Annotated in this window: 15 protein-coding genes and 1 pseudogene; 7 read left to right on the top strand and 9 right to left on the bottom strand. The window is 70.1% G+C overall.

The genetic code is table 11. From position 1 onward, the window contains the following. Nucleotides 1-359 precede the first annotated feature (359 nt). On the bottom strand, nt 360-1022 hold the full coding sequence (locus AC1DSA_RS15830) for an ankyrin repeat domain-containing protein (protein WP_477890838.1): 663 nt from the start codon (nt 1020-1022) through the stop codon (nt 360-362). A 121-nt stretch (nt 1023-1143) separates the two neighbouring features. Here AC1DSA_RS15830 and AC1DSA_RS15825 point away from each other — a divergent pair, with 121 nt between their 5' ends. Then, the gene (locus AC1DSA_RS15825; protein ID WP_477890836.1) at nt 1144-2859 is read left to right on the top strand and encodes an outer membrane protein assembly factor BamB family protein; all 1716 of its coding nucleotides are present in this window, start codon (nt 1144-1146) and stop codon (nt 2857-2859) included. 37 nt (nt 2860-2896) lie between these two features. Then, entirely contained in the window at nt 2897-3442 is a 546-nt protein-coding gene (locus AC1DSA_RS15820) for a c-type cytochrome (RefSeq protein WP_477890834.1), read from the top strand. A 64-nt stretch (nt 3443-3506) separates the two neighbouring features. On the opposite strand, the gene AC1DSA_RS15815 is transcribed toward AC1DSA_RS15820, so the two are convergent. Further along, complete coding sequence (locus AC1DSA_RS15815) at nt 3507-4412, bottom strand: LysR substrate-binding domain-containing protein (RefSeq protein WP_477890832.1); 906 nt, start codon at nt 4410-4412, stop codon at nt 3507-3509. A 102-nt stretch (nt 4413-4514) separates the two neighbouring features. On the opposite strand from AC1DSA_RS15815, the gene AC1DSA_RS15810 reads away from it, so the two are divergent. Further along, entirely contained in the window at nt 4515-5477 is a 963-nt protein-coding gene (locus AC1DSA_RS15810; protein WP_477890830.1) for a Bug family tripartite tricarboxylate transporter substrate binding protein, read from the top strand. 157 nt (nt 5478-5634) lie between these two features. Continuing rightward, nucleotides 5635-5970, top strand: coding sequence for a hypothetical protein (locus AC1DSA_RS15805; RefSeq protein ID WP_477890828.1), 336 nt, complete (start codon nt 5635-5637; stop codon nt 5968-5970). A gap of 71 nt (nt 5971-6041) precedes the next feature. Here AC1DSA_RS15805 and AC1DSA_RS15800 read toward each other — a convergent pair whose 3' ends face one another. Next, complete coding sequence (locus AC1DSA_RS15800) at nt 6042-7655, bottom strand: gamma-glutamyltransferase family protein (protein WP_477890826.1); 1614 nt, start codon at nt 7653-7655, stop codon at nt 6042-6044. 7 nt (nt 7656-7662) lie between these two features. Further along, a complete protein-coding gene (locus AC1DSA_RS15795; RefSeq protein WP_477890824.1) occupies nt 7663-8631 on the bottom strand; it encodes a Bug family tripartite tricarboxylate transporter substrate binding protein in 969 nt (322 codons plus the stop codon). An 83-nt stretch (nt 8632-8714) separates the two neighbouring features. On the opposite strand from AC1DSA_RS15795, the gene AC1DSA_RS15790 reads away from it, so the two are divergent. The 3 genes from AC1DSA_RS15790 (at nt 8715) to AC1DSA_RS15780 (ending at nt 10732) form a co-directional block, all read left to right on the top strand. Further along, the gene (locus AC1DSA_RS15790; RefSeq protein ID WP_477890822.1) at nt 8715-9575 is read left to right on the top strand and encodes a LysR family transcriptional regulator; all 861 of its coding nucleotides are present in this window, start codon (nt 8715-8717) and stop codon (nt 9573-9575) included. Between the two features lie 170 nt (nt 9576-9745). Then, nucleotides 9746-10396 carry an endonuclease III gene (nth, locus tag AC1DSA_RS15785; RefSeq protein ID WP_477890820.1) on the top strand — a complete coding sequence of 217 codons (651 nt, stop codon included), beginning with the start codon at nt 9746-9748 and terminating at the stop codon, nt 10394-10396. A gap of 48 nt (nt 10397-10444) precedes the next feature. After that, nucleotides 10445-10732 carry a hypothetical protein gene (locus AC1DSA_RS15780; protein WP_477890818.1) on the top strand — a complete coding sequence of 96 codons (288 nt, stop codon included), beginning with the start codon at nt 10445-10447 and terminating at the stop codon, nt 10730-10732. A gap of 203 nt (nt 10733-10935) precedes the next feature. On the opposite strand, the gene AC1DSA_RS15775 is transcribed toward AC1DSA_RS15780, so the two are convergent. The 5 genes and pseudogenes from AC1DSA_RS15775 to AC1DSA_RS15755 all read right to left on the bottom strand — a co-directional run. Continuing rightward, on the bottom strand, nt 10936-11346 hold the full coding sequence (locus AC1DSA_RS15775) for a hypothetical protein (RefSeq protein ID WP_477890816.1): 411 nt from the start codon (nt 11344-11346) through the stop codon (nt 10936-10938). 57 nt (nt 11347-11403) lie between these two features. Then, nucleotides 11404-12819, bottom strand: coding sequence for an efflux transporter outer membrane subunit (locus AC1DSA_RS15770; protein ID WP_477890814.1), 1416 nt, complete (start codon nt 12817-12819; stop codon nt 11404-11406). Between the two features lie 5 nt (nt 12820-12824). Further along, a complete protein-coding gene (locus AC1DSA_RS15765; RefSeq protein WP_477890809.1) occupies nt 12825-16079 on the bottom strand; it encodes an efflux RND transporter permease subunit in 3255 nt (1084 codons plus the stop codon). After that, a complete protein-coding gene (locus AC1DSA_RS15760) occupies nt 16076-19219 on the bottom strand; it encodes an efflux RND transporter permease subunit (RefSeq protein ID WP_477890807.1) in 3144 nt (1047 codons plus the stop codon). The genes AC1DSA_RS15765 and AC1DSA_RS15760 overlap by 4 nt, the downstream gene beginning before the upstream one ends. Beyond that, nucleotides 19216-19499: pseudogene (locus tag AC1DSA_RS15755) on the bottom strand (efflux RND transporter periplasmic adaptor subunit); the annotation flags it as partial. The gene AC1DSA_RS15760 and the pseudogene AC1DSA_RS15755, both read right to left, overlap by 4 nt.

Here is a 19499-nt window from a genome sequence, read left to right as displayed (position 1 = left end):
ATGCTCCTTTCGGCCATTCGGACACCGGCGCCGCCATGCCGGCCGTAGCCGTGACGGATGGGCTGCGCCGCCCGCTGTCTGTCCTGCACGGCCGCGCCAGCGAGGCAACAGTAGGCGGGGGCGGGGGTGTTTTCAACCGCGGGCTTTGGGGATGGGGCTTGCTCCGCGCCGCTTGGCACGCGACGCTGGGGTTCGGTGCTGCGCACGCTCACCGCCAGCCTACGGGAACAGCCGCAGCTTCGGGTGTTTCGGTAGGCTGGGGTGAGCCCGCAGGCGAACCCCAGCGCTGCGCGTCAGGTCGTCTCCCGTACCAAGGCCGCCGCCCCTCGCCGCCAGGTACGGACGGCGCGCTGAAGAGCTCAGGGCGCGAGCAGCTGCGCCAGCGCGGCGTGGTTGGTCTCGCGCGCGATGTCGGCAGCGGTCTTGCCGCGGTCGTCGCGCAGGCTGCGGTCCGCGCCCTTTTCCAGCAGCCACTTCGCCGCGGCTTCCTGGCCGTAGCCCGCGGTCCACATCAAGAGCGTCAGGTCGCGGTCCAGCCGGCCGTTGACGGGCGTGCCCGCCTGCAGCAATTGCTCCAGGCAGCCGATGCAGCCCTGGCCGGCCGCATACACGGCGGCGGTCTTCTTCACGCGGTCCACCGGATCGGTGCGCGCGCCCGCGGCCAGCAGCTTGCGCACGATCTCCGCGTTGCCGGAGAACGCGCCCGCCATCAACGGCGTCACGCCCGCCAGGTTGGCCAGCTGCACGTCCGCCCTGGCACCCAGCAGCAGCTCGACCATGGCAAGGTTGCCGCGGGCCGCCGCCATGTTCAGCGGCGAATCGCCGTTGCGGTCGCGCGAGTTGACCTGCGCGCCCTCCTCCAGGAGTTTCCCGACGCGATCGACCTGGCCGGCGCGCGCGGCGATCACCAGCTGGCCGTTGACGTTGATCTGGTCGGCGCCCCGCTGCGCCAGCGCCGACGCACTGCAGGCCGCAAACAGGAGGACGGCGAGGATGCGCCCAAGGCCGGGGGGCAAGTGCATGGCGGCCAGCTCCTTGAATTCGGGGGAGGAAATGATGATACTGGCGCCGGCCTATCCACCGCCAGCCCGACGCTTGCGCGCCGGACTTCACTCGAAGCGTCCACTCACGAGGAGAAGTCGTATGCAGGTCTTCCGTCCATCCGTCTGGCCCGTGGCGCTCCTGTGTGCCCTCGCCGCCAGTACCTCTGCACAGGAAATCCAGGGACAGCGCGCGGGTGGCCCGCCGATGATCGTCAAGGCGCCCAACGTCACGCAGGACATGCTGAACGCGGCGGACAAGCAGGGCGCCAACTGGCTGCACACCAACGGCGGCTATGAGCAGCAGCGCTACTACCCGGGCACGCAGGTCAACACCACCAACGTGAAGCGCCTGCGGCCGGTGTTCATGTTCCAGACCGAGGTCAAGGAATCCATGGAGACGGCGCCCATCGTCGTCGACGGGATCATGTACATGACGACCTCGTTCAACCACGTGTACGCGCTGGACGCGACCACGGGGCAGCAGTTCTGGCACTACAAGCACAAGATGGGTCCGATCACCACCTTCTGCTGCGGCCCCAACAACCGCGGCGTCGCGATCGAGGGCGGCCGGCTTTTCATGGGCACGCTGGACGCCAAGCTGGTGGCGCTCGACGCCAAGGACGGCAAGGTGCTGTGGGAGACCCAGATCGCCGATCCCGAGAAGGGCTACAGCGAGACCATGGCGCCCACCGTCGTGGACGGCAAGGTGCTGATCGGGACCAACGGCGGCGAGTACGGCATCCGCGGTTTCGTGAAGGCCTTCGACGCCAAGGACGGCAAGCCGCTGTGGACCTTCTACACGATCCCCGAGAAGGGCCACGAGGGCGTGTGGGCCGAGAACGACCTGACCGGCCGCAACATGAAGCGCAACATCGCCGCCGAGAAGGAAGCGCTCGGGCGCAACAGCAACTTCTACCAGACGCTGGGCGGCGGCGTGTGGATGAACCCGGCGGTGGACCTGAAGACCCGCACGATCTTCTTCGTGGTCGGCAACCCCTCGCCGGACCTGTACGGCGCCGAGCGGCCGGGCGACAACCTCTACACCGATTCGATGGTGGCGGTGGACCTGGACAGCGGGCAGTACAAGTGGCACTCGCAGTACGTCGCGCACGACGTGTGGGACCTCGACGCGGTGAGCCCGCCGATCCTGGTCGACGCGAAGGACGCCAGCGGCAAGATGGTCCCGGCCGTGATCCACGGCGGCAAGACCGGCCACGTGTACGTGCACGACCGCGCCACCGGCAAGCTGATCCGCTTCTCCGAGGCGATGATCCCGCAGGAAAACATGTGGGTGCTGCCCACTGCGACAGGTGCGCGCATGCTGCCGGGCGCCAACGGCGGCGTCGAGTGGTCGCCGATGGCCTTCCATCCCAAGCACCGGCTCGCGTATGCGCTGAACCTGCACCAGCCCATGACCTACCACGTGGAGGAGGCCAAGTACCCCGGCGGCAAGCTGTGGCTCGGCGGCGCCTTCAAGGTGATCGAGGGCGAGAAGCAGTGGGGACGCCTCGCGGCCGTCAACGTGGACACCGGCAAGATGGCTTGGAAGTTCGACACCGAGCAGCCCCTGATCGGCGGCGCCCTGGCCACCGCCGGCGACCTCGTGTTCTACGGCGAAGGCAACGGCTTCATCCGCGCGCTGCATGCCGGCACCGGCCAGAAGCTGTGGGAGTTCAACTGCGGCGCCGGCGCCAACGCCATGCCCGTGAGCTACACCGTGCGTGGCAAGCAGTACGTGGCCATGGGCTGCGGCGGCAACACGCAGCTGGACTTCAAGCGCGGCAACACCATGGTGGTGTTCGCCCTGCCCGACTGAGATGCGGGCCGCGCGGCAAGTCCTTTTCACCCTCGCAGTGCTGGCCGCCGGGCCGGCACCCGCGCAGGACGTCGAGGCCGGCCGCGCCAAGGCGCAGCAGATCTGCGGGGAGTGCCACGCCGCGGACGGCAACGCGCCCTCGCCCGAGGTGCCCAGCCTCGCGGGACAGTCCTGGCGCTACCTCTACATCCAGCTGCGCGACTTCAAGGAAGGCCGGCGCAGCAATCCGCTGATGTCCCCGAAGGCGCAGCCGCTGTCGCGCGAAGACATGGTCAACGTCGCCAACTTCTATGCGGCGCAGGCGCTGAAGCCGTCGACGTTCAAGCCCGACGAGGCGAAGGCGCGCCTGGGCAAGGCCAAGGCGGACGAGACGCTCTGCACCATGTGCCACCAGGAGGCGTTCAAGGGGCAGAACGAGATCCCGCGGGTGGCGGGGCAGAGCTACCAGTACATCGTCGCCCAGCTCAAGGCCTTCAAGGAGCGCACCCGCACCAACGACGCCGGCAACATGACCAGCGTGGCGCGCACCCTGTCCGATGCCGACATCGAGAACCTGGCGCACTACATCGCGGGACTGCGCTGAACGCCGCGTGCTGGCGCGCACGAACGATGCGTGCACGGGTCCGCGCACCCGCCGAGCGGAAGGCTCATGCGGCGATTCGCAGCACCTGCCGGCAGTGTCCGGCCAGCAGGGTCGCGAACGCGCGCGCCGCGGCGCTTGGCCGCGCATCGGCCCGGCTGTAGAGGCCGAAGGTCATCAGCGGGAACGGCTTGTCCAGCGGAATCTCCTCCAGCACGGCGCGGGCACTCTTCTCCGCCAGCATCGGTTTGCTGACGAGGGCGAGGGAATCACCGGCAGCCAGCATCGCCACCTTCAGGCCGTGCGAATCGCACTCGACGGCTGAAGCGGGCAGCGGCAAACCCTCGGCGGCGAACGCGTGTTCCAGCACGCCGGTGCCGCCGCGCGGCCGGCTCATCACCCAGTGGGCGTCGGCCAGCGCCCGCAGCGATCGAGCATGGCGCAGCGGGTGCCCCTTGCGCCCCACGACCGTCAGGCGCAGCCGCGCCAGCGGCCGCACGTTGAAGCCGCCGGTGGACTCCGGCTCCATGCGCAGGCACACGGCAAAGTCGATCCCGCCCTCCCGCAGCAGGGGCAGCAGCGTTTCCTGCGTGCCCTCCACCACGCGCACCCCGGCGTCCGGCCAGCTCGCGCGGTACCGCTCCAGCACCGGAGGCACCAGCCAGGCCCCCACCACAGAAGCGACACCGAGAGCGACCGCTTCGCTGCGTTGGCCCGCCAGTTGCGCCAGCTCCTGCCGTGCGCGCTGCAATTCGCTCTGCACGCTGCGCGCATGCGCGAGGAACGCCTTGCCGGCCTCGGTGAGCGTCACGCCGCGCGTATTGCGCTGCACCAGCACGGCGTCGAGTTCCTGTTCGAGCGAGCGCAGGCTCTTGGTGGCTGCGGGCTGCGAAATGCCCAGCCCCCGCGCCGCCGCGCGGATGCTTCCCGCGTCCACCATGGCGATGAAATTGCGTAGCTGGTTCAGCTGCATGGTGATAGCCCCGGGTTATCGCGCAGAAGCACGGGTCATCTTACGTCGCGAGGCCGGCGATGCTGTACTGCACGAATCGCAACCGGGTGCATGGAGGACGGAATGATCAAGCGCATTGCCCTGTGGATCGGGTGCTGGGCCTGCCTCGCCGCAGGGGCGCAGACCGCCGCGCCCACGCCATCAGGACCGCTGTTGATCGTCACCGGCGCCGCTGCCGGGACACCGGGCGACGTGGTGGCGCGGGCGATCAGCGGACCGCTCGCTGCGGAACTGGGACAGCCCGTGGTCGTGGAGAACCGGCCTGGCGCGATCGGCACCGTGGCGATCGCCGCGGTGGCACGCGCGAAACCCGATGGGCAATTGATCGGCATCTTCGGGCTGCCCGCCGCCGTTGCACCCGCCCTGCTCCACTCCGTGCCTTATGACAGCGCACACGACCTCGCGCCGGTGCGGCAGATTTCGGCGGTCACCAACGTGTTGGTGGTGCGCGCCGACGGCCCGTTCGCGACGCTGGGCGACCTGGTGGCCGCCGCCCGCACCGCGCCCCTGACCTACGCTTCCGGCGGCAACGGCACGCCGGCGCACCTGGCCGGCGAGCTGTTCGCCCAGACCTTGGGCCTGCAGCTGCAGCACGTGCCCTTCAATGGCGCGGTGGCGGGCGTCACCGCGGTGGCGGGCGGCCACGTGCAGTTCATGTTCGCCAGCAGCCCTTCGGTGCTCGCCCTGGTGAAGGCCGGCCGGTTGCGCGCGCTGGCCACCACCGGCGATCACCGCATTGCCGGATTGCCTGACGTCCCGACGATGGCGGAAAGCGGCCATCCCGCGGTGACGGTGCGCGACTGGCACGGCGTGGTCGCGCCGGCAGGCACGCCGGTGGCCGTGGTCGAGCGCCTGTCGGCCGCCATCGGCAAGGTGCTCGCCCTGGAGACCGTGCAGCAGCGGCTCGCCGCCGCCGGACTCGAGCCGGTGGGCGCCTCTGGGCCCGCCGAGTTCCGCGCGTTCATGACCAGCGAGATGGCACGGTGGTCAACCGTGATCCGCACGGCGCGCATCACGGTGCAGTGAGCCCGCCGCCCTGGCCCGGCCGCGCCTGCTGCTGTGCCGGGCCCTGTCGGACGACGCCCACGTGCCTGCGTGGAACGCTCCCTCCTTGTCTTCCCGGGACCCACCGTGAAATGGGACGGAGAGACGTCAACCCGACGTTCGTTTCACAGGAGAGATGATGGATACGCAGGAGATCAAGCAAAGCATCGAGCGGGTCGAGGCCTGCGCGGACGAGGCCAAGGCGGCCGTGCGTTCGGGCAGCGCGCCGCAGGACCTGCAGCAGTGCGTCATGGACCTGCACCAGCAGGCGAGCCAGGCCAAACACGCGGGCTCCGTGGACGAGAACGCGCTGCGGCAGACGGTGATGCAGCTCGAGCAGACGGCCGACCGCGCGATGCAGGCTTGCCGACAGGCCGGTAGCAGCGTCGATCCCAAGACCCAGCAGGCGGTGCAGCGCGCGCACGACCAGCTCTCGCGCCTGAAGAGGCAGATGCAGGCCGGCTCGATGGCCTGACGTGGAAAGGGCGGCATCGCGCCGCCCTTCCTCTTTCAACACCGCGAACCGAAGCCGCGGACCGACCGCGCTCAGAACCCCGCGGCGAGCCCGTCGCGGCGCGCGTCCGACGCGACCACGTAGCCTTCCTTGCCGGTGTCGCCCATGCGCCAGATGAACTGGCCGGCGCCGAAGTCCTGGTAGCTGTCGTTGATGACTTCCATGCGGTGGCCGCGCGCGTTCAGCTCGCGCACCACGGCCGGATCCATCTGGTGTTCGACGTTGATCTCCAGGCCCGCGTTGAAGCGCCAGCGCGGCGCATCGCAGGCAGCCTGCGGGCTCTGGTCGTAGTCGATCATGCGAACCAGCGTCTGCATGTGGCCCTGCGGCTGCATGTTGCCGCCCATGACGCCGAAGCTCATGACCGGGTGGCCATCCTTGGTGAGGAAGGCCGGGATGATGGTGTGGAAGGGACGCTTGCCCGGGGCGACCTGGTTGGCGCCGGGCTGCAGGCTGAAGCCGTGGCCGCGGTTCTGCAGGCTGATGCCGAAGCTGGGCTCCACGCAGCCCGAGCCGAAGCCCATGTAGTTGCTCTGGATGAAGCTGATCATCATGCCGTTCTCGTCGGCCGCGGTCAGGTAGATCGTGCCGCCCTTGACCGGGTTGCCGGCCTTGAAGTCCTGCGCGCGCTTCATGTCGATGAGCTTCGCGCGGCTGGCGAGATAGGCGTCATCGAGCATCTGCTCGGTGGTGACCTCCATCGCCGAGCGTTCCGCCACGTAGCGGTAGACGTCGGCGAAGGCGAGCTTCATGGCCTCGATCTGCAGGTGCTGCGAATCGGCGCTGTCCACCTTGTGCGAGCGCAGGTCGAACTTGTCGAGGATGCCCAGTGCGATCAGCGCGGCGATGCCCTGCCCGTTGGGCGGGATCTCGTGCATGGTGTAGCCGCGGTAGTTCTTCGCGATCGGCGTCACCCACTCCGGCTTGAAAGAGGCGAAGTCCTGCACCGTGTGCGCACCGCCGTTGTCCTTGCTGAAGCGCGCAATGGCCTCGGCGATCTCGCCGCCGTAGAAGGCGGTGCCCTTGGTCTCGGCGATCAGGCGCAGCGCGCGCGCGGCGGCGGGAAACTGGAACAGCTCGCCGACCCTGGGCGCACGGCCCCAGGGCAGGAAGCTCTGCGCGAAGCCGGGCTGCGGGCCGAGTTCGGGCGTCGCCGCTTCCCACTTCTGCTGCACGACGATGGGCAGCAGGTAGCCGCGCTCGGCGATTTCGATGGCGGGCGCCAGCAGGTCGCTGAAGGGCAGCTTGCCGTAGCGCTCGGACAGCGCCACCCAGGTGGCGACCGCGCCCGGCACGCTGACGGAATCGATGCCGCGCTTGGGCGGCGTCTTCGCGTCGGCTCCGTACTTCTTGCGGAAGTACTCGGGCGTCCATCCGGCCGGCGCGGGGCCCGAGCCATTGATGCCCTGCAATTGCTTGCCGTCCCACAGGATCGCGAAGGCGTCGCTGCCCAGGCCGTTGCTGACCGGCTCGCAGATCGTCATGGCGGCGGCGGCGGCGATGGCCGCGTCGACCGCATTGCCGCCCTTCCACAGCATGCGCAGGCCGGCCTGCGCCGCCAGCGGATGCGACGTGGACACCGCATTGCGCGCGAACACCGGGATGCGCGTGCTCGGGTAGGGATTGTGGAAATCGAATTGCTTCATGGGCGGCTCACTCCGGGGAAATGTGGCGTTCGGTGATGATCTTCCTCCACTTCGCGCGGTCCTTCTCCAGCATCGCCGCGAATTGCTGCGGCGTGCCGCCGACCGGCTCGATGCCCAGGCGCGCGAGGCGCTCCTTGACGTCCGCCTCCTGCAGCGCCTGGTTGAGCGCCGTGTTCACGCGCTGCACCAGCTCGGGCGGCAGGCCCTTGGGACCGTACACGCCGAACCACGTCACCGATTCGAAGCCGGGAATGGTCTCGGAGATCGCCGGCAGGTTGGGCAGCAGCGGCGAGCGCTTGAGGCTGGTCATGCCCAGTGCGCGCAGCCGGCCTTCCTTCACGTGCGGCAGCGCGCTCGGCAGCGAGTCGAACAGCACGTCGACCTTGGCGCTCACCAGGTCGGGGATCGCCAGGGCCGTGCCCTTGTACGGGATGTGGACGAGGAACAGGCCGGCCTGCGCCTTGAAGTATTCGGCGGTGAGGTGCACCACGGTGCCGGGGCCGCTGCTCGCGTAGTTCAGCTTGCCGGGGTTCTTGCGGGCGTAGTCCACCCATTCCTTGATCGTCTTGGCGGGCGCGCTGTTGGGCACCAGCATGATGCTGGGCGCGTCGCCCACGTGCGCGATCGGCGTGAAGTCGTTGACCGCGTCGTAGGGCAGCTTGCCGCCGAAGCTGGGGCCGATGCTGTGCGTGCTGCTGGTGGCCAGCAGCAGCGTGTAGCCGTCCGGCTGGGCCTTGGCGACCACGTCGGAGCCGATGGCGCCTCCGGCGCCCGGCTTGTTGTCCACGATCACCGGCTGGCCCAGGCGCTCGCCCAGCTTCTGCGACACGGCGCGGGCGAAGATGTCGGTGGCGCCGCCCGCGGGGAAGGGAACGACCAGGCGGATCGGGCGCACGGGATAGCCCTGCGCCTGCGCGGAGGGCGCCAGCAGCGTCGAGGCGGCCAGCAGGAGGGAGGCGAACAGCTTCAGCATCATGGGGACCATGATAGGAACGGTCTCGCCAAAGCAAAAGCGAATAATCCTTTAGCCACGCTAAAGCATTGATTTAGGATCCGGGCATGAGCAGCATCCGCGTCCTGCGCACTTTCTCCGCCGTGGCGAGCGAGGGATCGTTCGCGGCGGCGGCCGCGCGGGTGGCGCTGACGCAGGCGGCGGTGGGCCAGCAGATGCGCGCGCTGGAAGGCGAGCTGCGCCGTCCCCTGTTCGAGCGCCAGGGCAAGGGGGTGGTGCTCAACGACGCCGGCCGCGAGCTGGTGCCGCAGGTGCGCAGATTGCTCGCCTTGTACGAACAGATGCTGGCGCCTTCCTCCGCGGCCGATGCGATGGCGGGCACCGTGCACCTGGGCGCGGTGGTCTCCGCCGTGCGGCCGCTGATCCAGGCGACGCTGGCACTCAAGGGCAGGCATGCGGCGCTCGACCTGCACGTGTCCGCCGCCAAGTCGATCGAGCTGATCGAACGCGTGCAGTCCGGTGAACTCGACGCGGCCATCGCGGTGCGCGAGCCCGGGGCGCGCCCGGAGCTGGTCTGGACCACCGTCTACGCGGAGCCCATGGTGCTGCTGGCGCCGCGCAAGCTGGAGAGCACCAGTCCTCGCGTCCTCCTGCAATCGCAGCCCTTCATCCGCTTCGACCCCACGCAGCACACCGGGCGGCTGGTGGAACGCACGCTGCGGCGCTTGCGCGTGAAACCGGCCGAACTGCTGGAGCTCAACGCCCTGGAAGGCATCGTGGAACTGGTGCGCTCGGGCCTGGGCGTCGCCGTGATGCCGCTGCTGCGTGGCGCGCGCTGGGCCAGCGACGCCAAGCTGCGCGTCATCGAGATCCCGGATGCGGAAGAGCGGCGCATTGCCTGGGTGCAACGCCGCGACTCCGACAAGGCCAGCGTCATCGCCGCCGTCGCCCGCGAGTTCGTGCCGTAGGCCGGCGAGTTCGTCGTAGGCTGGCGAGATCGTCCCGTAGGCTGGCGAGTGGATCCCGTAGGCTGGCGGTGAGCGCGCGCAGCGCCGAACCCCAGCTCTCCGCGCATCGCTGGGGTTCCTTCGTCACCCCAGCCTACGAACTCCGCGCCCCGGCCTCCTACACTTGGTCCATGAAAGACGCGGACATCGAACCCTTCTTCGCCACGCTGAAGGCGGCCAACCCCATGCCGGCCAGCGAGCTGGAGTACAGCACCGTGTTCGAGCTGCTGGCGGCCGTGCTGCTGTCGGCGCAGGCCACCGATGCCGGCGTGAACAAGGCGACGCGCCGCCTGTTCCACGTCGCCAGCACGCCGCAGGCGATCCTGGCGCTCGGGCAGGAAGGCCTCGAGGAGTACATCAAGACCATCGGCCTGTACCGCATGAAGGCCAGGCACCTGATCGAGACCTGCCGCATCCTGGTGGAGCGGCACGGCGGCCAGGTGCCGCGCGACCGCGAGGCGCTGGAGGCGTTGCCCGGCGTGGGCCGCAAGACGGCCAACGTGGTGCTCAACGTCGCTTTCGGCGAAGAGGCGATGGCGGTGGACACGCACATCTTTCGCGTCAGCAACCGCACCGGGCTGGCGCCGGGCAAGACCCCGCTGGAGGTGGAACAGCGCCTGATGGAGCGCGTGCCCAAGGCCTACCTGCAGGACGCGCACCACTGGCTCATCCTGCACGGGCGCTACGTGTGCGTCGCGCGCCTGCCCAGGTGCTGGGAATGCGCGGTGGCGCGCTGGTGCGACTACCGGCCGAAAACGCCGCCGCCCGCGCTGCGCGCCTGAGCCGCGCCTTCGCTGTCACAATGGATTGGACACATTGACGAGGCCGGCATGGACCAGGACGACAAGGAAATCAGGGAAACGCTCGACGTGCACAGGCAGAGCATCCAGGGGCTGGTGGACAACCAGCTGATGCTCGCCGCCCAGGTGCACGTGCTGCAGGCCGCGCTGGCCACCATGCTGCTGCACCACAACGACCGCGCGACGCTGCTGCGCACCTTCAAGGGCTACATGAAGATCTCCAAGGAGTCGACGCCGCAGCTGGCGCGGCACATGGAGGCGCTGGAAGGCGGGATGATGGCGCTGCTGGGACAGGGCACCGAGCCCGAGCAGGGCTGATCGCTTCACGCGGCGGGCTCCGCGCCTCGTAGGCTGGCGGTGAGCGCGCGCAGCGCCGAACCCCAGCCCTTCGCGCATCGCGCATCGCGCATCGCGCATCGCGCATCGCGCATCGCTGGGGTTCCTGCGTCACCCCAGCCTACCTGGCCTGCCCCGTAGGCTGGCGGTGAGCCCGCAGGCGAACCCCAGCATCCGCGAGGCTTCTACGCCGACCAGTCGCCGAAGACGAAGCGGTAGACGCGCGGCTTGTTCTCGCCCGGCCGCGTCAGTTCCAGCTGCAGTTCCTTGGGGCGCGGATGGACGGCGATGAACTTCAGCACGCCGGCGCGGTGCCGGGTGCCGTCGCGGTCGCCTTCCCAGGCCAGCGGCTTGACGCGGTGGCCGCCGCCCACCAGCACGAACTGGTCCAGCGGCTCGTCGCCCTTGAGCAGCCGGCCGCCCTGCGCGTCATAGGCGACCGCGAAGTCCCAGATGCTGGCTTCCTGGGCCAGCGTGCCCGGCGTGACGGCCACGGTCACGCCGTGCACCACGCTCTTCTGCGTCACGCTCGGCCAGGCGGCCACGCCCACCGAAATCAGCACCGCCAGGATGGCGGCAAACCTGCCATTGCCCATCCGCTTACGGTACTCCGCCGGAATGACGCGGACTTGACGGCGGTCAAATGACCCCCGTCAGGGCCGGGCCTCCAGCCCGCGCCAGCCGCCACCCAGGGACTGGACCAGCGCCACGGCGGACACCTGCCGGTCGATCTGGGCCTGCACCAGCGCCCGGCGCGCGGCCGCGGCGTTCTGCTGGGCCGTGATCACCTCGGTGTAGTTGACCTGGCCGGCCTGGTAGCGGTTCAGGACCTGCTGTTCCACCAGGTCTGCAGCCCGGCTCGCCTCCTGCCGCAGCGACTGCTGGGCCTGCAGCACCCGCAGCGCGACCAGCTGGTCCTCCACGTCCTGGAAGGCGGTCAGCACGGTCTGCCGGTAGCGCGCCGCCGACTGCTCCAGCGCCGCCTTCGACTGGTCGACGCGCGCGGTGGTGGCGCCGGCGTCGAACACCATCTGCGCCACCGACGCGCCCAGCGCCCATGCCAGGCTGGACGCGTTGAACAGGTCGCCGATGCCGGCCGCGGTCGAGCCGAGCGAGCCCGTGAGGTTGAAGCTGGGGTAGTAGCCCGCGCGGGCGACGCCGATGCGGGTGTTGGCCTGCTCCACCTGGCGCTCGGCCGCCGCGATGTCGGGACGGCGCTGCAGCAGCGTGCTGGGCACCACCGGCGGCACGGCCGGGATCTGCACGCTCCAGTTCGGGTCGAGCTGGATCGCGAAGTGGGCCGGCGCCTTGCCGACCAGCACCGCGACGGCGTGCTCGAAGGTCTGCCGCTGGCGCTCCACGCCCAGCAGGTCGGCCTGGCTGTTGGACAGCTGGCTCTCCGCCTGCAGCACGTCGGTGCGCGCGACGATGCCCGCCTCGTAGCGGTTGCGGGTGATCTGCACGCTGCGCTGGTAGCCGGCCACCGTCGCGGCCTGCAGCGCATAGGCGATGTCGGCCTGGCGCACGGCGAAGTAGTTGGCGGCCAGCTCGCCTTGCGCGGCGAGGCGCGCGGCGGCGAGGTCCGCTTCCGCGATCTGCTCGCCGGCGCGCGCGCCCTGCACGCCCAGCCGCAGCCGGCCGAACACGTCCGGCTCCCAGCTCGCGCCCATGCTGACCCGGTAGCTGCGCGTGGTCGGGCGGTCCGGCCCGCCGGTGCGGTTGGCGCCGGCGTCCAGGTTCACCTGCGGGAACAGCGCGGCGCGCTGCTCGCGGGTGACGGCACGCGCCTGGTCGTAGGCGGCGAGCGCGGCGGCGACGTTCTGGTTGGACACATCCACCTGCGCGGCGAGGCCGTTGAGCACCGGGTCGTCGAACAGCTCCCACCAGGGACCACGTTCCAGCGCATCGGCGGGCGCCGCGGCAACCCACGCGCCCTGCCCCTCCTTGAAGGCCACGGGCGTGTCGACGGCGGGCACCTCGTACTTCGGCTCGAGGTTGGCGCAGCCGGCCAGCACCAGGGCCGATGCAAGGAGGGACAGCAGGCGAAGCGGGACGGGACGCAGTTTCATTCGGTTCAGGGGGTTGGCAGGGGCTCGCCATGGCGCGAGAGCTGGCGTTCCAGCGGGCTGCGCCGGCGCAGCTTGTCCATCAGCAGGTACACCACCGGGGTGGTCAGCAGCGTGATCACCTGGCTGGCGACGAGCCCGCCGATGATGGCGATGCCCAGCGGCCGGCGCAGCTCGGCGCCCTCGCCGAAGCCGATGGCCAGCGGCAGCGCGCCCAGGATGGCGGCCATGGTGGTCATGAGGATGGGGCGGAAGCGCAGCAGGCAGGCCTCGCGCACCGCGTCGAAGGGCGACAGGCCGCGCGAGCGCTCGGCGTCGAGCGCGAAGTCGATGATCAGGATCGCGTTCTTCTTGACGATCCCGATCAGCAGGAACAGCCCGATCAGCGCCATGATGGAGAACTCCATGCGCGCCAGCAGCAGGGCCAGCACGGCGCCCACGCCCGCCGACGGCAGCGTGGACAGCACGGTGATCGGGTGCACCAGGCTTTCGTACAGCACGCCCAGCACGATGTAGATCACGACGATGGCGGCCAGGATCAGCAGAGGCTGGTTCTTGTTGGTTTCCTCGGCCTGGCGCGCCGTGCCCTGGAAGCTGCCGCGCACGTTGATCGGCATGCGGATCTCGTCCTGTGCCGCCCGCACCGCCGCCTGGCTGTCGGCCAGCGTGGCGCCTTCCGCCAGGTTGTACGAGATGGTGGTGGCGAGCTCCGCGTCCTGGTGGTTCACCGAGGTGGCGGTCGGCCGCTCGGAGAAATGCGCGATCGACGACAGCGGCACCATGGGGGTCGCCGCCGCACTGACCGCCTGCCCGGTGGAGGCATCGCGCAGCGAGGGATTGGCCGAGGTCGCCGCCGTCGTCGCGGTGGTGGTGCTCGCCGTCGCGGTGGTCGAGGTGCTCAGCGACGCCGCCAGGTCGGTCGGCGCGCCGGTGCTGCGCGCCGGCACGTACACGTCCTTCAGGGCCTCGGGGCTGCGGATGTAGCGCGGCGCGATCTGCATGATCACGCGGTACTGGTTGACCTCTTCGTAGATCGTCGCCACCTGGCGCTGGCCGAAGGCGTTGTACAGCGCGTTGTCCACGTCGCGCGAGCTGATGCCCAGGCGCGTCGCCGTCTGCCGGTCGACGTCGACGAAGGTCTCCACGCCGTTTTCCTGCTGGTCGGTGTCCACGTCCACCAGCGCGGGCTGGGCCTTCATCGCCTCGGCCAGGCGTTGCGCCCACAGCTTGAGGTCGGCCTCGTTGTCGCTCTTGAGCGTGTACTGGTAGGTGCTGTTGGACTGCCGCCCGCCCATGCGCAGGTCCTGCACCGGGTTCAGGAACAGGCTCACGCCCGTGACGCGCGCCAGCTGCGGGCGCAGCCGGGCGATCACGGCCTGCCCGCGCTCGGCGTCGCCGCCGCGCTTGAGGTTCACGAACATGAAGCCGCCGCCGGCGCGCGAGCCGCCGGTGAACGCCACCACCGTGTCCACCGCCGGGTCGTTGCGGATGATTTCCACCAGCTGCCGCAGCTTGTCCTGCATCGCCTGGAACGAGATGCTCTGGTCGGCGCGGATGCCGCCGTTGATCTGGCCCGTGTCCTGCTGCGGGAAGAAGCCCTTGGGGATGCGCACGAACAGGAAGGCGTTGAGCGCGATCACCAGCACCAGCATCAGCAGCACCAGCCAGCGGGCCGCCAGCGCCCAGTCCAGGCTGACCTCGTAGGACTTCTGCAGCCAGCCGAAGCCGCGTTCGGCCCAGCGCGAGAAGCGCCCCGGCCGGCGCTCGTGCGCGTCGCGCCGCAGCAGCCAGGCGCACATCATCGGCGTGGTGGTCAGCGAGATCAGCAGCGAGATCATCACCGCCGCCGACAGCGTCACCGCGAACTCGCGGAACAGCCGGCCCACCTGGCCGCCCATGAACAGCAGCGGGATGAACACGGCGATCAGCGACAGGCTGATCGACAGCACGGTGAAGCCGACCTCGCGCGCGCCGCGCAGCGCCGCCTGGAAGCGGTCCATGCCCGCCTCGATGTGGCGCGATGTGTTCTCCAGCACCACGATCGCGTCGTCCACCACGAAGCCGGTGGCCACCGTCAGCGCCATCAGCGACAGGTTGTTGAGCGAGAAGCCCAGCATCCACATCACGCCGAAGGTGCCCAGCAGCGACACGATGGTGGCGACCGCGGGGATGAAGGTCGCGCGCGCGCTGCGCAGGAACAGGCTCACCACCAGCACCACCAGCAGGATCGAGATGCCCAGCGTCACCTCCACCTCGTGCAGCGAGGCGCGGATCGAGTGCGTGCGGTCGGACGCCACCTCCAGGCCGATGTCCTTGGGCAGCGCTTCCTGGAGCGAGGGCAGCAGATTGCGCACCGCGTCCACCGTCTCGATCACGTTGGCGCCGGCCTGCAGCGTCACCAGCACGATCACGGCCGGCTTGCCGTTGAACAGGCCCATGGTGTTGATGTTCTCGACGCCGTCGCTGACCTCGGCCACGTCGGACAGCCGCACGGCGGCGCCCTCGCGCCAGGCCACCACCAGGCTGCGATAGTCGGACGCCGACTTGCCATTGTTGGCCATGCCGGTGCCGGTGTAGATCTGCAGCCGCTGGCCGTCGACGTTCACGTCGCCCTTGGGCCGGTTGGCGGTGCCGGCCTGCAGCGCCGCCCGCACGTCCTCCATGGCGATGCCGTAGCGGTTCAGCGCGAACGGGATCAGTTCCACCCGCACCGCCGGCTGCGAGCCGCCGCCCAGCTCCACGTCGCCGACGCCGGGCACCTGCGCGATCTTCTGCTGCACGATGTTGGACACCGCGTCGTAGATCTGGCCGGGCGAGCGCGAGGGCGAGGTCAGCGCCAGGATGATGACCGGCGCGGCCGAGGGGTTGGCCTTTCGGTAGGTCGGGTTGCTGCGCAGCGTGGCCGGCAGGTCGGTGCGCGAGGCGTTGATCGCCGCCTGCACCTCGCGCGCCGCCGCGTCGATGTTGCGGTTGATGTCGAACTGCAGCGTCACCCGCGAGCTGCCGGTGCCGCTGTTGGAGGTGATCTCGTTGACGCCCGCGATCGTGGCCAGCCGCCGCTCCAGCGGCGTCGCCACGCTGGTCGCCATGGTCTGCGGGCTGGCGCCGGGCAGGCTGGCCGAGACCGAGATCACGGGGAAGTCCACCTGCGGCAGCGAAGCCACCGGCAGCTTGAAGAAGGACGCGATGCCGGCCAGGGCGATCCAAGCCGTCAGCAGCACGGTGCCGACGGGCCGGCGGACGAAGGGGCCGGAGAGGTTCACTCCCTCACCCCTCCCTCTCCCGCAAGCGGGAGAGGGGGCCGATCACTCCCTCTCCCGCCTGCGGGAGAGGGTTGGGGTGAGGGCTGCTTCGAGCGCCACCGCCGCCCCAACCGGTCGAACCCCAGGTAGATCACCGGCGTGGTGAACAGCGTCAGCAGCTGGCTCACGATCAGCCCGCCGAAGATGGCCAGGCCCAGCGGCCGGCGCAGCTCGGCGCCGTCGCCCCAGCTGACCATCAGCGGGACGGCCGCGAACAGCGCCGCCAGCGTGGTCATGATGATCGGGCGGAAGCGCAGCAGCGCGGCCTGGTGGATCGCCTCGCGCGGCGACTTGCCCTGCTCGCGCTCGGCGTCCAGCGCGAAGTCGATCATCATGATCGCGTTCTTCTTGACGATCCCGATCAGCAGGATGATGCCGATGATGCCGATCACCCCCAGGTCGTTGCCGGTGACCATCAGCGCCAGCAGCGCGCCGACGCCGGCCGAGGGCAGCGTGGACAGGATCGTGAGCGGGTGCACGTAGCTTTCGTACAGCACGCCCAGCACGATGTAGACGCACACCACCGCCGCCAGGATCAGCCACAACTGGTTGGACAGCGAAGTCTCGTATGCCCCCGCCGCGCCCAGGAAGGTGGTGCTGACCGTCGCCGGCAGCTTCATCTCGTCGAGCACGCCGCGGATCACGTCGACGGCCGAGCCCAGCGCCACCCCGGGCGCCGTGTCGAAGCCGATGGTGGCCGCCGGGTACTGCGCGACGTGCACCACCTGCAGCGGCGCGCGCCGCTCGGTGATGCGCGCCACCGCCGTCAGCGGCGTCGCTTCGCCCGAGGTGCCGCGCAGCTGGATGGAATTCAGCGCGTTCGCATTCGCTTCCGGCCGCGCCTCCAGCACCACGCGGTACTGGTTGGTCTCGGTGAAGATCGTCGACACGATGCGCTGGCCGAAGGCGCTGTACAGCGCCTCGTTGATGGCCGCCGTGCTGATGCCCAGCCGGGCGGCGCTGTCCCGGTCCACGTCCACGAACATGGCCGCGCCCGAGGCGCCCGCGTCGGTGGTGACGTTGGCCAGGCGGCGCTCCTGGCGCAGGCGATCGACCACGCGCTGTGCCCAGTCGTTGACGGTGGCCGTGTCCGAGCCCTCCAGCGCCACGCGGTACTGCGTGGGCCCGGTCTCGGACTCGATGGTCAGGTCCTGCACCGGCTGCAGGTACAGGCGCACCCCCGGCACCCGCTGGCCGCGGTCGCGCAGGCGGTCCATCAGCGCCTGCTGGCTGCCGTGCCCGCCCTTGAGGTTCACCAGCATGCGGCCGGTGTGCAGCATGGTGTTGTTGGCGGCGTCGACGCCGACGAAGCTGGCGATCGACGCCACCGCCGAGTCCTGCAGCATGAAGCGGGCGACGTCCTGCTGCAGCTGCGCCATGCGCGGATAGGAGATCGACTGCGCCGCCTCCACCCGCACCTGCAGCTGGCCGGTGTCCTGGGTGGGGAACAGGCCCTTGGGGATCGCGATGTACAGCAGCACGGTGAACGCCAGCGTGCCCAGGGCCACCAGCAGCGTCAGCGTCTGCCGGCCCAGCACCCAGGTGAGCCCGCGGTCGTAGTGGTGGACCACGCGGTCGAAGCCGCGCTGGATCCGCCCGCCCAGGCCGCTTTCCGGCTCCGTGTGCGGCTTCAGCCAGCGCGCGGACATCATGGGCACCAGGGTCAGCGACACCACGGCGGAGATCAGGATGGTGATCGCCAGCGTCACCGCGAACTCGCGGAACAGGCGGCCGATCACGTCGCCCATGAACAGCAGCGGGATCAGCACCGCGACCAGCGACACTGTCAGCGAGATGATGGTGAAGCCGATCTCCGCCGCGCCCTTCAGCGCCGCCTCCATCGGCGGCAGGCCGTCCTCGATGTGGCGCGCGACGTTCTCGATCATGACGATGGCGTCGTCCACCACGAAGCCGGTGGCGATGGTCAACGCCATCAGCGACAGGTTGTTCAGGCTGTACCCCAGCAGGTACATCGCGGCGCAGGTGCCGACCAGCGAGATCGGCACGGCCAGGCTGGCGATCAGGGTGGCGCGCGGGCTGTGCAGGAAGGCGAAGATCACCAGCACCACCAGCAGCACGGCCAGCACCAGTTCGATCTCCACGTGCTCCACCGACGCGCGGATGCCGGTGGTGCGGTCCGACAGCACGTCCACCTGGATCGACTGCGGCAGTCCGGCGGTGAGTTCCGGCAGGCGCTGCTTGATCGCATCGACGGTGGCGATCACGTTGGCGCCGGGCTGGCGCTGCACGTTCAGGATGATCGCCGGCTGCAGGTTGGCCAGCGCCCCCAGCTTCACGTTCTCCGCGCTCTCGACGACCGAGGCCACGTCGCGCAGCCGCACCGGCGCGCCGTTGCGCACCGTGACGATCAGGTTGCCGTAGTCCTCGGCGGTGAGCAGCTGGTCGTTGGAGTTGATCGTGTACGACCGCGTGGGGCCGTCGATGCTGCCCTTGGCCGCGTTGGCGTTGGCCGAGCCTATGGTGGTGCGGATGGTGTCGAGCGTGAGCCCCATCGAGGCGAGCGCACGGTTGTCCGCCTGGATGCGCACGGCCGGGCGCTGGCCGCCGGACAGCGTCACCAGGCCGACGCCGGAGACCTGGCTGATCTTGAGCGCCAGGCGCGTATCGGCGATGTTGCGCACCTCGGTCAGCGGCAGCGAGCTGGAGGTGATCGCCAGCGTCAGCACCGGCGCGTCGGCCGGGTTCACCTTGGCGTACACGGGCGGCGCCGGCAGGTCGGCCGGCAGCAGCGAGCCGCCGGCGTTGATCGCGGCCTGCACCTGCTGTTCGGCGACGTCCAGCGGCAGCCCCAGGCCGAACTGCAGCGTGACGATGGAGACGCCGGCGGCGCTGGTCGAACCCATGCGCGACAGCCCCGGCATCTGCCCGAACTGCCGCTCCAGCGGCGCCGTGACGGTCTGCGCCATCACCTCCGGGCTGGCGCCGGGAAACAGCGTCTGCACCTGGATGGTCGGATAGTCCACCTGCGGCAGCGCCGACAGGGGCAGGAAGCGCAGGCCCACCAGCCCGGCGAGCACGATGGCCACCATCAGCAGCGAGGTGGCGACGGGCCGCAGGATGAAGGGACGGGACGGACTCATTGCGATGGGGCGGCTCCGCTGGCTGCCGCTCGCGCCGCGCGCCGCTGCTGACGCAGCGCCTCGCGCTCTTCCGGCGTGAGCTTCTCGAATGCGGCGGCGCGGGCGGCGCGTTCTTCGGGCGTGAGCTTGGCGAGGGCCGCGGCCCGCGCCGCGCGTTCCTCAGGACTCAGGCCGGCTTCGCGGCCGGCGGCGCCACCACCCGCGCCCATGCTGGCCGAGGCGCCGGCGAAGGGCGCGGTGGCTTCGCGCCGCGGCGCCGGTGCGCGCGCCGCGGAAGCGC

Source organism: Ramlibacter sp. P4_H7 (genome assembly GCF_056400765.1).
The sequence above is the reverse complement of the archived record's forward strand: the minus strand, read 5'-3'. Positions and strand labels throughout refer to the sequence as shown.